This is a genomic window from Nonomuraea rubra (assembly GCF_014207985.1).
Classification (GTDB): domain Bacteria; phylum Actinomycetota; class Actinomycetes; order Streptosporangiales; family Streptosporangiaceae; genus Nonomuraea; species Nonomuraea rubra.
This window is the reverse complement of sequence record NZ_JACHMI010000001.1, coordinates 10,696,615-10,710,678: the sequence shown is the minus strand read 5'-3', so window position 1 is coordinate 10,710,678 and position 14,064 is coordinate 10,696,615. Positions and strand designations below refer to the sequence as shown.

Here is a 14,064-nt window from a genome sequence, read left to right as displayed (position 1 = left end):
TAAGAGAGCGCGTTCACTCCGCTTGGCGCACTCCTCGGAAAGCTCGCCGAACGGTTAGGGTTAGGCTGGCCTAATTGAACTTAGGTACACCTCACTACCCGTACGGTGCAGCCTGCCCGGTCTGCTCGCCCAGCGCGATCACGTTCAGCCCGCGCCCGAGCACCAGCGCCAGGCCGACGCAGAGGCCGAGCAGCGTGCGCGGCAGGCGGAGGTCGTGGATGATGGCGGCCGTCTCGCCGCCGTCCGGAGCGGTGGTCGGTACGGGGAGGATCAGGTGGTCAGGACACGTCCGGCCATCCGCGCGTACATGCGGCCCGGGCTCGGCGTCTCGGACAGGAAACCGGGCAGCATCGGCAGGTTCACGGCGAACGGGTCGAGCCGCCCGTACAGCTCGTCGGCGTCGGCGGGCCGGTCGTCCGGCTGTTTCTCCAGCAGCTGCGCCAGCAACGCGCTCAGCGGCTCCGGCAGGCCGGGGATCCGCGGCGGCCGCTCCTTGACCTGCTTCTCGAAGACCACGTAGTCGGTCGGCCCGGTGAAGAGCTGGCGCCCGGTCAGCATCTCGTGCAGCACGCAGCCCAGTGAGTACAGGTCGCTGCGCGGCTCGGCGACGCCGTGCTGGATCTGCTCGGGAGCCATGTACGCCGGAGTGCCGAGGATCTGCCCGATCCTGGTGAACGTCGTGACGTCCGACTCCCGCAACATGGCCAGCCCGAAGTCGAGCACCTTCACGCTGCCGTCGGGGCAGAGCATGAGGTTCGTCGGCTTGAGGTCGCGATGGCAGATCGCCAGGGCGTGCGCCGCCGACAGCACCGCGCACGCCTGCGCCGCGATCGCCGCCGCCCACGGCACCGGCAGCGGCCCGTGCTCGTGCACCACGTCGGCCACCGTGACACCCTCGATGAACTGCATCACCTGGTAGAGCCGCTGCTCGTGGGTGCCGAAGTCGTACAGGACGGGAGCCCCCGGATGCTCCAGCCTGGCCAGGATGCGCGCCTCGCGGATGAACCTGCGCTCCAGCTCGTGATCGGGCCCGCTGGGCAGCCGCAGCAGCTTCACCGCGACCCGCCGGTCCAGGTGGCGGTCGTGGCCCGCGTAGACGGCGCCCATGCCGCCTTGCCCAAGAGGGAGGTCGTCGAGCTCATAGCGGTCACCGATGACCATCAACGCCCCTCCCGCAGCCTTTCGGGGAAAAACTACACCGTCAGGACTGCGGGTGCAGGTGGCCGTCCGCGAGGCCGTCGAGGCCCAGCCGGATCAGCGTCTGCCCCAGCGTCGAGGTCTCACGGATGGCGTCCTCCAGCACGGCGAGTTGCCTGAACGCCTCGCCGTACGCCTTCTGCTCCTTCAGCGACAGCCGCGGCAGGCGGGTGCGGCGCACGTCGAACCTGCTGGAGCCGGTCGTCACCCGCCCGCCGGCGGCCCGCAGGAAGCCGGCCAGGAAGTCGGGGTCGAGCCTGCGCGAGTCCACCCGGTACAGCGTCAGGTGCGGCCCCAGCACGGCGCCGCCGCCGTCCTCCACGACCCGCACGGCCGAGTAGGAGGCCACCACGTCGCCGGGCTGCACCGGCACGAGCCCCTGCTGCATGGTGGTCAGGCCCGACGGGGCGCCGCCGGTGAGCACGTCGTCGGAGGTCAGGACCGGCACGTCGCCGCCGTCGGCGGACAGCTTGGGCGGGGCCTGCGACGTGGTCACCAGCCCCTCCTTGATCAGGTCGCCCAGCGTGGTCGCGGGCTGGTCGAGCGGCTGCTCCAGCACCTTCAGGTCCGGCGGCACGGCCGCCGCCGCGAGGAAGCGGTCGCGGGCCTCGGCGAAGGCCCGGCCCACGTCGTCGTGCCGCTGGTGCCGGGCCGGGGTCATGTCGACCTCGTCGGCCAGCAGGTCGATGATGCGTACGGTCTGGTCGGAACGGTCCTCCAGATACGCCTGCCAGGCCGGCTCGACCATCGACAGGTCGGCCGTGGCGTCCAGGATGAGCACCTCGGACGGCGGCCGCTCACCGGCCGCAGGGCGGCGCAGCAGCCACAGGTCGGAGCCGGGCAGCGCGACGACCGCCCGCAGCGCGCCCGCGCGCAGCAGGTTGGCGCGGATGCGGCGGCCCGCCTTGCGGCTGGCGGCGGCCGGCGGCATGAGGATGGCGACCAGGCCGCGCGGCTTGACGTGGGTGAGGCAGTGCTGCACCCAGGCCAGCTCGGGCTCGCCGCGCGGCGGCAGCCCGTACTCCCAGCGGGGGTCGCCGGTCAGCTCCTCGTAACCCCAGGCCCGCTCGTTGAACGGCGGGTCGCACACGACGGCGTCGGCCCGCTCGCCCGCGAACCCGTCGTGCCGCATGGAGTCGCCCGCCACGATCCTGGCCTCGACGCCGCGCAGCAGCAGCCTGGCGGCGGTGATGGCGGTCGAGGTCTCGCTGAGCTCCTGCCCGAGCACCCGGGCCGGGGCGATGCCGGGCTCCTCGCCCGGCGACCGCGCCGCGGAGCCGGCGGGGGCGAGCAGCAGGGTGCCGACGCCGCAGGCCGGGTCGAGCACCGTCGTGCCGCCGGTGCTCACCAGCCGCACCATCAGCGCGGCGACGTCGTCCCTGGTGACCGAGAGCTGGCGGGAGTGGGCTTCGAGGTAGCGCTCGCACAGGAACTCGTACGCGGCCGCCGCGCCGTGCTGCTCGCCCAGCTCGCGGACGAGCCCGGCCAGCTCGGGATCGAGCCCGCCGCCCTCGCTCTCCTCCTGGCCCGTTCCTGCCGGATCCCGGCCCGCCCCGGTCAGCAGAGCTCCGGCCTGGGCCACCAGCTCGCCCAGCCGCAAATCGCCCGCGGCTTTCAGGCGTTGCCAGACCCGATCTCCCAGCGATACCTGGTAGGACTTCCCATAGCGCCGCAGCCATGACTCGACCTGCCGCAGCGAGAACAGCGGCTGGTTGGCGGTGCCGCCGATGGGCTGGGGGAAGTCGTCGTGGCGACGTCGCCAGTTGCTCACCGCGGCACGCCCGACACCCGCGAGCCGGGCGATGTCCCCGGCGTTCACGGTCGGGTCGTGGCTCATGGAGCCCACAGTAGTTCACAAGAGTCTTCAGCGCATCTGCTTGTGAAGTCTTTCAACCAATGATTTACTGCAGGGTATGAAGCACAACATCCGCTATGCCGCCGGATCAGACGTGGGCCGTCGCAGGGAGCAGAACGAGGATTCTGGCTACGCGAGCGGCCGGTTGCTCGTGGTGGCTGATGGGATGGGTGGACACGCGGCCGGCGAGCTGGCGAGCTCGGCGGCGATCGCCGTCATGCGCGAGCTGGATGCCACGCTTCCCGAGACGGGCTCGGACCTGGAGGCCGCCCTGGAGGGCGCCGTGCACGAGGCGGCCCGCAGGCTGGTCGAGCTGGCCGATATCGACCCCGCACGCAGGGGCATGGGGACCACGGTGACCGCCATGCTGTGGGATGGCTACCACTTCGCCCTGGCTCATCTCGGTGACTCCCGCGGATACTTGCTTCGCGATGGTGCGCTCTACCAGATGACCAAGGATCACACACTTGTGCAGTCGATGGTGGACGAAGGCCGGATAACGGAGGATCAAGCCGCGGTGCACCCCCGCCGTTCGATGGTGCTGCGGGTGCTGGGCAGCGAGGGCAGGGCCGAGCCTGACATGGCGCTGCGCGAAGCCGAGCCTGATGACCGCTACCTCCTCTGCTCCGACGGGCTCACGACCGTGCTCGGGCCCGAGATGCTGCACGAAGTGCTGACCACGGTGACAGACCCGGCGGCGTGCGTCCAGCGGCTCATCGATCTGGCGAACGAGGGAGGTTCGCCGGACAACGTGACCGTGATCGTGGCCGACGTGGTCGCACCCGGCATGGGTGACGAGGGTGTCTACCGGGTGGGCGCCGGCGCCTAACAAGAGTAGTAGCCGGTCCCCTCGGTCACAGGAGCCCCATGGCCACAATTTCTCCTCACAACCAGACACTTTCCGGGTGATACGCGCAATTCCGCGATGGCGCTACTACAGTCCATCGTGATTTGTCGGTTTTCTGGGAGGAGTCACCCTGGACCCGATCGCGGATGAGCTGCTGAAAACGGTGCGGCAGGAACTCGGTTACAAGGAGAAGAGCGGCCAGTTCACCAAGTTCGGCCAGTGGTACGCGGATCGCGTCCAAGACACCCAGTACCGCGACGCGCCATGGTGCGACATGTTCCTCGCCTGGGCCGCGAACAAGTCCGGTCTTTCCGACTACGTTGGCGAATTCGCCTGGACGCCCTCCCACGCGGCCTGGTTCATCCAGCAGAACGCCTGGAGCCGTCAGCCCGAGCCCGGAGCGCTGGTCTTCTTCGACTGGCGCGGCGGCAAGAGCTACAAGGGCATCGATCACGTCGGGGTCGTCGAGCGGGTCGAGGGCAAGAAGATCCACACGATCGAGGCGAACGTGGACCGGGTCTGGCTCAAGCGCAAGACCAGGGAGACGGACAAGGTCGTCGGGTACGGCATCCCGCGCATGGTCAAGTCCAACGTGGAGCGGCTGGACGAGATCCGGTCCACCGAGCGGCCCTTCGTGGCGCCGCCCCGGTCGGAGACCGGGCACGGGTCGCCGCTGGACGTGCTGGGCACGCCGCCCGCGTTGCTGGCCGCGATGGTCCTCATGACGATCGTGCTCTCCTTACGCGTCACGGGCCGCCGCCGTGGCACCCACCGCCGCCTGCCCTGGCTGCCCTGGCGTGGCGACCCGGCCGGTCCTCCCGCGGGGCCGAGGGTCCCGTCGCCGAGGAACCCGTTCGCGGGGGAGCGCGGGGCCGGCGATGAGAAGGCCCTGGCGGGGGCGGGCAGCTCCACCCCCAAACCCCAGACCACCCCGAAGCGCCGCAGACCCTACGACCCAAGCTGAACCCCACGCCTCCGCCACGCCGTGACCGTGCACCTTCTGGCGCCGCGTCGGCGGGTCGGTGTGCGGCGGGGCCCGGCGCAAGTCGCTAGGTCGTGAGGTCGATGACGGCCTTGACGTCGTTCTCGGCGGGCTGGAACGCCTCCAGGGCACGCGACAGCGGGATCCGCCGCGTGATCAACCGCTCCAGCCACGCCCGTTCGGCCTGCACCAGCGCCTTGGCCGCGTCCCGGTAGTGGCGGAGGTTGGCGTTGACGGTGCCGAAGATCACATCGTTCTCCAGGACGACGTCCCGGTTGATCACCCCGGCGTCCACCCGGTGCGTACGCCCACCGGGAGCGAGCCCGGTCAGGCACACGATCCCCGTGGCGGTAGTGGTGGTCATGGAGTCGATGACGAGCTGCCCCACCCCCGTGCACTCGATGATCAGGTCCGGCTTGGCCCGCGAGAACGACTCCAGGGACGACGCCGAGTGGTACGTCCCGCCGAGCGCCTCCACCAGGTCCGACTTGAGCCCGCGCGGCGCCCGGTCCAGCACGTGCACCTCCATCCCCCGCTGCCGCCCGAGCAGGGCCGCCAGCAGCCCGATGGGGCCGGCGCCCGTGACGAGCAGGGTGTGCGGCTCGAACCAGGTGCGTGAGCCGATCCGCTCGATCTGCTCCCACGCCTTGGCCACCACCGACGCGGGCTCGACCAGCACGCCGACGTCCGCCAGCGACGGGTCCAGCCGCACCGCGTAGGCGGCCTCGACGGCCCACTTCTCGCTGCCGTACCCGTCGATCTCCTTGATGCCGCGCTCGGTGTAGCGGCCGTTGCGGCACATGTCGAACTCGCCGTGCGCGCACGCCCCGCACGGCTCCGGGTCGGGCCGGCGGACGACGCCCACCACCAGGTCCCCCGGCGAGAACGCGGAGCCGTCCGGCGACTCCAGGACGCGGCCGAGCGATTCGTGCCCGATGACCATGCGTTCCCTGCCCGGCGGCGGCCAGCCGTACTCGGCCTGGTCGAGCTCTCTGTCCGTCCCGCAGATGCCCAGGGACAGGCCCTGGACGAGCAGCTCGCCCCGTCCCGGCTTCGGGTCGGGCACCTCCTCCACGTCGAGCGTGCCTTTCTGACCTGGCACGAACGTCAGCGCGCGCATCGGCGTCACCCCCTCGCAAGGCCCTCTACCCCGGACGCCCTTGGGAAATAGTAGGACGTCCTAGTATCTTCGGAAGGAGAGGCCTCCACGAAGGAGTGATCAGGCGTGCACGTCCCGGCCCACCCAGTACGCTTCGTGACCGCAGCAGCCCTGTTCGACGGGCACGACGCGGCGATCAACATCATGCGGCGCATCCTCCAGTCCCAGGGGGCCGAGGTCATCCACCTCGGGCACAACCGTTCGGTGGACGAGATCGTCACCGCGGCCATCCAGGAGGACGTCCAGGGTGTGGCGATCAGCTCCTACCAGGGCGGCCACGTGGAGTTCTTCTCCTACCTGGTGGAGCTGCTGCGCGAGCGCGGCGCCGGCCACGTCAAGGTGTACGGCGGCGGCGGAGGAGTGATCGTCCCCGAGGAGATCGAGCTGCTGCACTCGCGGGGCGTCACCCGCATCTTCTCGCCCGAGGACGGCCAGCGCTACGGCCTGCCCGGCATGATCAACAAGCTGATCGAGGACTGCGACGTCGAGCTGGGCGACCCGCCGCCGGTGGAGGCCGTGGTCTCGGGCGACCAGGCGGCGCTGGCCCGCGCGATCACCCTCATCGAGTCGGGACGGGCCCCCGAGGGCCTGGTCGAGGGCCTGCGCGCGGCGGGGAGGCAGGCCCCCGTGCTCGGCATCACCGGTACGGGCGGCTCCGGCAAGTCCTCGCTCACCGACGAGCTGGTCCGCAGGTTCCGCGTCGACAACGACGACAAGCTGCGCATCGCGATCATCGCCATCGACCCCACCCGCAGGCGGGGCGGCGGCGCGCTGCTCGGCGACCGCATCAGGATGAACAGCCTGAGCCCCCAGACCTACTTCCGCTCCCTGGCCACCAGGGGCGCGGCCAACGAGGTGCCCGCCTGCCTCGACGACGTGATCGCCGCCTGCCGGGCCGCCGGCTACGACCTGGTGATCGTGGAGACGCCCGGCATCGGCCAGGGCGACGCGGGCATCGTGCCGCACGTGGACGTGCCGATCTACGTGATGACGCCGGAGTTCGGCGCGGCCTCGCAGCTCGAGAAGATCGACATGCTGGACTTCGCCGAGGCCGTGGCGATCAACAAGTACGAGCGGCGCGGCGCCGAGGACGCCCTGCGAGACGTGCGCCGCCAGCTCGTACGCAACCGCGAGGCGTTCGGCGTGTCACCCGACGACATGCCGGTCTTCGGCACCATCGCCGCCCGCTACAACGACGCCGGCGTCACCGCCCTCTACCACCACCTCAAGCCGCTGCTCCCGACCGGTGACGGCGGCCCCGGGCTGCTCGCCCCCGTCGAGGGCCGCACGTCCCAGGCGTCGGCCGCGATCGTCCCGCCCTCCAGGTCGCGCTACCTGGCCGACATCGCCGAGACCGTGCGCGCGTACCACGCGGAGACGCTCGCCCAGGCCGAGGTGGCGCGCCGGCGCCAGCAGCTCGCCGCCGTCCGCGACCTGCTGAGCGAGGACGGCGCGCGGGAGGCCGAGCGGGTGGAGGGGGAGCTGTCGGAGGAGAGCCGCGCGCTGCTCGACGGCTGGCCCGCGGTCAGGGAGCGGTACTCCGCCGACGAGCTGGTCGTGAAGGTACGCGACCGCGAGATCCACACGCCGCTCTGGCGCGAGACGCTCTCCGGCAACCGCATCCCCCGGGTGGCGCTGCCCCGCTACCACGACCACGGCGACCTGCTGCGCTTCCTCAGGAGCGAGAACCTGCCCGGTATGTTCCCGTTCACCGCCGGGGTGTTCCCGTTCAAGCGCGACGACGAGGACCCGACCCGGATGTTCGCCGGGGAGGGCGACCCGTTCCGCACGAACAGGCGGTTCAAGCTGCTGTCGGAGGGGCAGCCCGCGACCCGGCTGTCCACGGCGTTCGACTCGGTGACGCTGTACGGCCACGACCCCGACGTACGGCCCGATATTTACGGAAAAGTCGGCACTTCGGGGGTGTCGATCGCGACCCTCGACGACATGAAGGTGCTCTACGACGGGTTCGACCTGGCGGCGCCCAACACGTCCGTGTCGATGACGATCAACGGCCCGGCCCCGACCATCCTGGCCTTCTACCTCAACGCCGCCATCGACCAGGCCAGAGACCGCTTCCGCGCCGAGCACGGCCGCGACCCCGGTGAGGCCGAGGACCGCGACCTGCGCGCCCGCACCCTCGCCACCGTCAGGGGCACGGTCCAGGCCGACATCCTCAAGGAGGACCAGGGGCAGAACACCTGCATCTTCTCCACCGAGTTCTCCCTGCGGATGATGGCCGACATCCAGGAGTGGTTCATCCAGAACAGCGTCAGGAACTTCTACTCGGTCTCGATCAGCGGGTACCACATCGCCGAGGCGGGCGCGAACCCGATCAGCCAGCTCGCGTTCACGCTGGCCAACGGCTTCACGTACGTGGAGGCGTACCTGGCCAGGGGCATGAAGATCGACGACTTCGCGCCGAACCTGTCGTTCTTCTTCTCCAACGGCATGGACCCCGAGTACAGCGTGCTCGGCCGGGTGGCCCGCCGCATCTGGGCGGTGGCCATGCGCGAGCGCTACGGCGCCGGCGAGCGCTCGCAGAAGCTGAAGTACCACATCCAGACCTCGGGCCGCTCCCTGCACGCCCAGGAGATGAACTTCAACGACATCCGCACCACCCTCCAGGCCCTGATCGCCGTCTACGACAACTGCAACAGCCTGCACACCAACGCCTTCGACGAGGCCGTGACCACACCCTCGGCCGACTCGGTGCGCCGCGCCATGGCCATCCAGCTCATCATCAACCGCGAGTGGGGCCTGGCCAGGAACGAGAACCCGCTGCAGGGCGCGTTCATCGTCGAGCAGCTCACGGACCTGGTGGAGGAGGCGGTGCTGAGCGAGTTCGAACGGCTGTCGGACCGCGGCGGCGTGCTCGGCGCCATGGAGACCGGCTACCAGCGCGGCAAGATCCAGGACGAGTCCATGCTGTACGAGATGCGCAAGCACGACGGCTCGCTGCCGATCGTCGGCGTGAACACGTTCACCAAGGACGACGACGAGCCGCAGCCGCACAAGCTGGAGCTGGCCAGGGGCACCGAGGAGGAGAAGCAGTCGCAGCTACGGCGGCTGCGCGACTTCCACGAGCGCAACCGCTCCGAGGCGCCCGCCCAGCTCGCCCGCCTGCGCGAGGCGGCCATGTCCGACGGCAACGCGTTCGCGGTGCTGATGGAGGCGGCCCGCCACTGCTCCCTGGGCCAGATCACCGACGCCCTCTTCGAGGCAGGAGGCCAGTACCGGCGGAACGTGTGAGCAGATGATGGCGGGGTTGTGTCACGGCGGGTTTTCGCCAGCCCGATGACCTTCCCCGCCGATCATCCGAACCGGTGGAATCCGGTTCATGCCCCTCACTTCCAGAAGCCTGACCGGCGTCCTGGCGGCGGCGCTGGCGGCGACCGGCCTGTCCGCGCCCTTAGCGGCGCACGCGGACACCCGGAAACCGGCCCGGAACGCCCCAGAGGCCGAGATCACCCTCATCACCGGCCACCGGGTCCACTACGTGGACGGTCCCGGCGACCAGGACACCGTCACGGTGGACCGCCCCGCGGACGCCCAGGGCGGCGTCCAGGTCCAGCAGGCAGGCGGCGACCTGTACGTGGTGCCCGACGAGGCCGTGCCGCTGATCGCGGCCGACCGGCTGGACCGGCGGCTGTTCAACGTCACCGCGCTGGCCGGGATGGGCTACCACGGCAGCCCGCCGGTGATCGTCTCCTACGACGGCCCGGCGCCGCGCTCGATGACCGGCGCCCAGGTCGTCCGGGCCCTGCCCAGCGTCAAGGGCGCGGCGCTCCAGCTCGGCGCGGACCCCCGCCCCTTCTGGAAGGCGCTCGGCACGGCGAGGTCGGGCCCGGCCAAGGTGTGGCTGGACGGCAAGGCCAGGGTGGCGCTGAAGGAGAGCGTCCCGCAGGTCGGCGCGCCGCGGGCGTGGGCGGCCGGGCTCGACGGCACCGGCGTCAAGGTCGCCGTGCTCGACACCGGCGTGGACCTCACCCACCCCGACCTCAAGGACCGCATCGCCGAGTCCACCAGCTTCGTGCCGGGCGAGGAGGTCACGGACGTCAACGGCCACGGCACCCACGTGGCCTCCACGGTCGCCGGCACCGGCGCCGCGTCCGGCGGCGCCAACAGGGGCGTCGCCCCCGGTGCCGAGCTGCTGATCGGCAAGGTGCTCGCCGACAACGGCTACGGCCAGGACTCGTGGATCATCGCGGGCATGGAATGGGCGGCGGCCAGGGCCGGGGTCGTCAGCATGAGCCTGGGCAGCGACGTGCCCGACGGCGGCACCGACCCCATGGCGCAGGCCGTGGACACCCTGTCGGCGCAGCACGGGACGCTGTTCGTGATCGCCGCGGGCAACAGCTACGGCGAGGGCACGATCGGCGCGCCCGGCTCCGCGGCCTCGGCGCTGACCGTCGGGGCGGTGGACAAGGCGGACGAGCGGGCGGAGTTCTCCAGCATGGGGCCGCTCGACCGGACGTACGGCCTCAAGCCCGACATCTCCGCGCCCGGGGTCGGGATCGAGGCGGCGCACTCGTCGTACAACACCGAGGCGGACGGGCCGTACTGGAAGCTGGACGGCACTTCCATGGCCACCCCGCACGTCGCGGGCGCGGCGGCCATCCTGCTCCAGCGGCACCCCGGCTGGAGCGGGCAGCGGCTCAAGGACGCGCTGATGAGCTCGGCGAAGCAGCTCGCCTACACGCCGTTCGAGCAGGGCGCGGGCCGGCTCGACGTGGCGGCGGCGGTGCAGGCGACGGTGACCGCGACGGGCTCGGTGCCCACCGCGTTCTACGACTGGCCGCACGCCGCCGGCGACCCCAGGACCGATCGCACGATCGCCTACCGCAACGACGGCGACGCCGACGTCACGCTCGACCTGGCGGTCAGCGGCTCCTCGGCGGCCACGCTGTCCGCGCCGCGCCTCACCGTCCCCGCCCGCGGCACCGCCGAGGTCACGCTGAGCATCGACCCCGCCGGGCTGGAGCCGGGCACCAAGGCGTCCGGGCTGGTCACGGCCACGTCGGGGGAGACGTCCGTGCGTACCGCGTTCGGCGCGGTCAAGGAGCGCGAGCTGTACGACCTGACGCTGAAGCTGCGCGACCGTGACGGCAAGCCCGCCGCCGGCCGGGTGGTGCTGGCCTCGTTCGGCGGCGACATGGTGCCGTACGACGTGGACGGCGAGCGGGTGCTGCGCCTGCCGCCGGACACGTACATGGCGTACTCGCTGCTGGAGGTGGCCGGCGAGCGCGCCGACGCGCGCGGCATGGCCCTGCTGGTCGACCCCGAGACCGTGCTCGACGGGAACGAGGAGGTCGTGCTCGACGCGAGCGAGGCCAGGCCGGTCAGCGCGAGCACGCCCAGGCTCGCCGAGCGGCGGCAGGCGCACCTCGACTTCGCCAGGACCGTCCCTGGCCAGGAGGACCCGATCAGGCTCGGCTACGTCCTGCCCCTCTGGTACGACAGCCTGTACGTCTCGCCCACCGAGAAGGTCACCAAGGGCACGTTCGACTACCTGACCCGCTGGCGCTTCGGCGAGCCGAACCTCACGCTCGACGTCCCGGGACGCGCCCCGCTGATCACCACCGTGCAGGGCGGCGGCCCGCTCGCGGACGGCCGCTCCATGCTGCGCACGGTCGCCGCCGGCAAGGGCGCCGCGCAGGACTACGCGGGCGTGGACGCCAGGGGCAAGGCCGTGATCGTCACCCGCAGCGCCGAGGTCCCCGCCGAGGAGCGGGCCAGGCAGGCCGTCGCGGCCGGCGCCAAGCTGCTGGTGGTCGTCAACGACCAGCCAGGACGCCTGTACGAGAGCTACGGCGAGGGCCTGCCGATCCCGGTCGTGCTGGTCACCCGCGACGAGGGCGCCGCCCTGGCGGGCAAGCTCGCCGTGGTCGAGCAGCGGACGTACGCCTCCTACCTGTACGACCTGGTGGACCTGCACCGGGGCGCCGTGCCCGACCGCGACCTGACCTACCGGGCCCGCGACCTGGCCGAGGTCCGCGGCGTCTACCGGGGCGCCACCACCGGCCAGGAGGGCGGCGGCTTCCGCTACAACCTCGTGGACGGCTGGGGGCCCGCGATCGGGTTCCAGGAGCGCGAGTTCTTCCCCGCCGAGCGCACCGAGTGGGTCACGACCGGCCCGGGTTACCGCTGGTACGAGAACCACTTCATCGGCGGCGAGGACGACTGGGAGATGCGGCAGCAGCCGAAGACGTACCGGGCGGGGCAGCGGGTCACGCACGAGTGGTTCGCGCCGGTCGTGCGGCCGAGGCTGAGCACCGAGTACTGGGGGCCGTTCCGCGATCAGGGCAACGGCATGCAGTTCAACATCCCGCCGCTGGCCGACGGCACGCCGGGGCACTCCGGTGGCGGCGGCGACGAGTACGCGACCATGTCGATCGCGCTCTTCCAGGGCGAGAAGCTGATCAGGAAGTCCGCGGGCCGCGCCATGGCCGTCTGGGACGGCCTGCCCGAGGAGGCGGCGCCGTACCGGCTCACGCTGGACGTGAACAGGAACGCCGGCCGCTGGCGCACCTCCACCCGGACCCACACCGAGTGGGGCTTCACCTCGGCCCCGGTCGATCCTGAGGGGCCGTACCAGGTGGACATCCCGATGATGCAGCTCGACTACGACGTCAAGGTGGTGGGCCCGGTCGTGAAGATCGGCCTGTCGGCGACGACGCAGGAGTGGCTGGAGTCGCCGAGCAGGGCGAACAGGGCGACGCTGTCGGTCTCGTACGACGACGGCGGGACGTGGCAGCGCGCTGTGCTCGTGCCGACCGGCAAGGGCAGGTGGGCCACCGCCGTCCGCGCCGGCTCCCTGTCGCTGAAGGCCACCGCGTCCGACTCGAAGGGGAACACGGTGAGCCAGGAGATCATCCGGGCTCTGGTGAACTGAATAACCGTGCAGTCACGATTCGGGGCCGAAGACGACTTTGTCGCCTTTGGCCCCATTTTCTCTCCCATACTGGTCGGCGTTCCGGGCGATCAGAGGGAGACGGGCACCGTGCTGGAGGCGCTGGGTCTCACGGCGGGGGAGGAAGCCGTCTACCGCTTCCTGATCGCCACGCCCGGCACCGCCGCCGACCTCGTCACCGCACTCGACCGGCCCGCCTTCCAGGTCGAGACGGACCTTGCCGCCCTGGCCGGGCGCGGGCTGGTCTCCCGGCACGGCGACCGGTACGCCGCCGCCCCGCCGTCCGTGGCGCTCGGCGGCCTGCTCACCGCCCGCAGGGAGGAGCTGCGGACGGCGGAGCTGGCCATCGTGGCGCTGGCCGAGCAGCACCGGACGGCCGCCGCCGACCGCGCCGTCGGCGACCTGATCGAGGTCGTCACGGGAGTGGAGGCGGTACGCCAGCGCTTCCTGCAGATCCAGTGGGCCGCCCGCGAGCGGGTCCGCTCGTTCTCCACGGCGCCGTTCGTGGCCGTGCCGCCCAGCGACAACACCGCCGAGGACCGGGGCGTGGACCGCGGGGTCGAGTACCTGGTGGTGGTCGAGCGCGAGGTGCTGACCGCACCCGGCGCGGTCGCCGGCACCGTCGACTCCATCCGCAGGGGCGTGCGGGTCAGGGTGGCCGACAAGCTGCCGATCAAGCTGATGATGGCCGACTCGGACCTGGCGCTGGTGCCGCTGACCACCGAGCCGGGCGGCGAGCCCGCGGCCGTGCTGCTGCACCGCAGCGGGCTGCTGGCCGGGGTGGAGGCGCTGTTCGAGGCGGTGTGGCAGCGCTCCTACCCGCTGCGCGCCGACGCCCTGGACGGGCTCGGGGAGGAGCACGAGCCCGAGATCGGCGAGCTGGACAGGAAGATCCTCGGGCTGCTGCTGTCGGGCCTGACGGACGAGGCCGTGGCCGGCCAGCTCGACCTGTCGCTGCGCACGCTCCAGAGGCGGCTGCGGGCGCTGATGGATCTGGCGGGCGTGCGCACGCGGGTCCAGCTCGGCTGGCACGCCGCCCGCCACGACTGGGCCTGACCACCACAGTGCTCCACCACAACCGGGCCCGATGGGGGACGCCGATAGGATCACG

Annotated in this window: 8 protein-coding genes; 5 read left to right on the top strand and 3 right to left on the bottom strand. The window is 71.5% G+C overall.

The annotated features are described in order from the left end of the window. Positions 1 to 270 precede the first annotated feature (270 nt). Both HD593_RS48770 and HD593_RS48765 read right to left on the bottom strand, forming a co-directional pair. On the bottom strand, positions 271 to 1,161 hold the full coding sequence (locus HD593_RS48770) for a serine/threonine-protein kinase (RefSeq protein WP_185109685.1): 891 nt from the start codon (positions 1,159 to 1,161) through the stop codon (positions 271 to 273). Positions 1,162 to 1,201: 40 nt separating this feature from the next. Then, positions 1,202 to 3,034, bottom strand: coding sequence for an N-6 DNA methylase (locus HD593_RS48765; protein WP_185109684.1), 1,833 nt, complete (start codon positions 3,032 to 3,034; stop codon positions 1,202 to 1,204). Positions 3,035 to 3,110: 76 nt separating this feature from the next. Between HD593_RS48765 and HD593_RS48760 the strand changes: the two genes are divergently transcribed. After that, on the top strand, positions 3,111 to 3,881 hold the full coding sequence (locus tag HD593_RS48760) for a PP2C family protein-serine/threonine phosphatase (RefSeq protein WP_185109682.1): 771 nt from the start codon (positions 3,111 to 3,113) through the stop codon (positions 3,879 to 3,881). A gap of 181 nt (positions 3,882 to 4,062) precedes the next feature. Beyond that, positions 4,063 to 4,863: a CHAP domain-containing protein gene (locus HD593_RS48755; RefSeq protein WP_185109681.1), complete on the top strand. Its 801-nt coding sequence runs from the start codon at positions 4,063 to 4,065 to the stop codon at positions 4,861 to 4,863. An 85-nt stretch (positions 4,864 to 4,948) separates the two neighbouring features. Here the strand turns inward: HD593_RS48755 and HD593_RS48750 are convergent, their stop codons facing one another. Further along, entirely contained in the window at positions 4,949 to 6,001 is a 1,053-nt protein-coding gene (locus tag HD593_RS48750; protein ID WP_185109679.1) for a glucose 1-dehydrogenase, read from the bottom strand. 105 nt (positions 6,002 to 6,106) lie between these two features. On the opposite strand from HD593_RS48750, the gene icmF reads away from it, so the two are divergent. The 3 genes from icmF to HD593_RS48735 all read left to right on the top strand — a co-directional run bounded on the left by icmF (position 6,107) and on the right by HD593_RS48735 (position 14,009). Further along, positions 6,107 to 9,292, top strand: coding sequence for a fused isobutyryl-CoA mutase/GTPase IcmF (gene icmF, locus HD593_RS48745; protein ID WP_185109677.1), 3,186 nt, complete (start codon positions 6,107 to 6,109; stop codon positions 9,290 to 9,292). Between the two features lie 88 nt (positions 9,293 to 9,380). Continuing rightward, complete coding sequence (locus HD593_RS48740; protein WP_185109676.1) at positions 9,381 to 12,935, top strand: S8 family peptidase; 3,555 nt, start codon at positions 9,381 to 9,383, stop codon at positions 12,933 to 12,935. 108 nt (positions 12,936 to 13,043) lie between these two features. Beyond that, positions 13,044 to 14,009, top strand: coding sequence for a transcriptional regulator TrmB (locus tag HD593_RS48735; protein WP_185109675.1), 966 nt, complete (start codon positions 13,044 to 13,046; stop codon positions 14,007 to 14,009). Positions 14,010 to 14,064: the final 55 nt, after the last annotated feature.

What these genes read in the sequence shown, in the direction of transcription:
- HD593_RS48770 (WP_185109685.1), bottom strand. Translation starts at nt 1,161, where the DNA reads ATGGTCATCGGTGACCGCTATGAGCTCGACGACCTCCCTCTTGGGCAA.
- HD593_RS48765 (WP_185109684.1), bottom strand. Translation starts at nt 3,034, where the DNA reads ATGAGCCACGACCCGACCGTGAACGCCGGGGACATCGCCCGGCTCGCG.
- HD593_RS48760 (WP_185109682.1), top strand. Translation starts at nt 3,111, where the DNA reads ATGAAGCACAACATCCGCTATGCCGCCGGATCAGACGTGGGCCGTCGC.
- HD593_RS48750 (WP_185109679.1), bottom strand. Translation starts at nt 6,001, where the DNA reads ATGCGCGCGCTGACGTTCGTGCCAGGTCAGAAAGGCACGCTCGACGTG.
- HD593_RS48740 (WP_185109676.1), top strand. Translation starts at nt 9,381, where the DNA reads ATGCCCCTCACTTCCAGAAGCCTGACCGGCGTCCTGGCGGCGGCGCTG.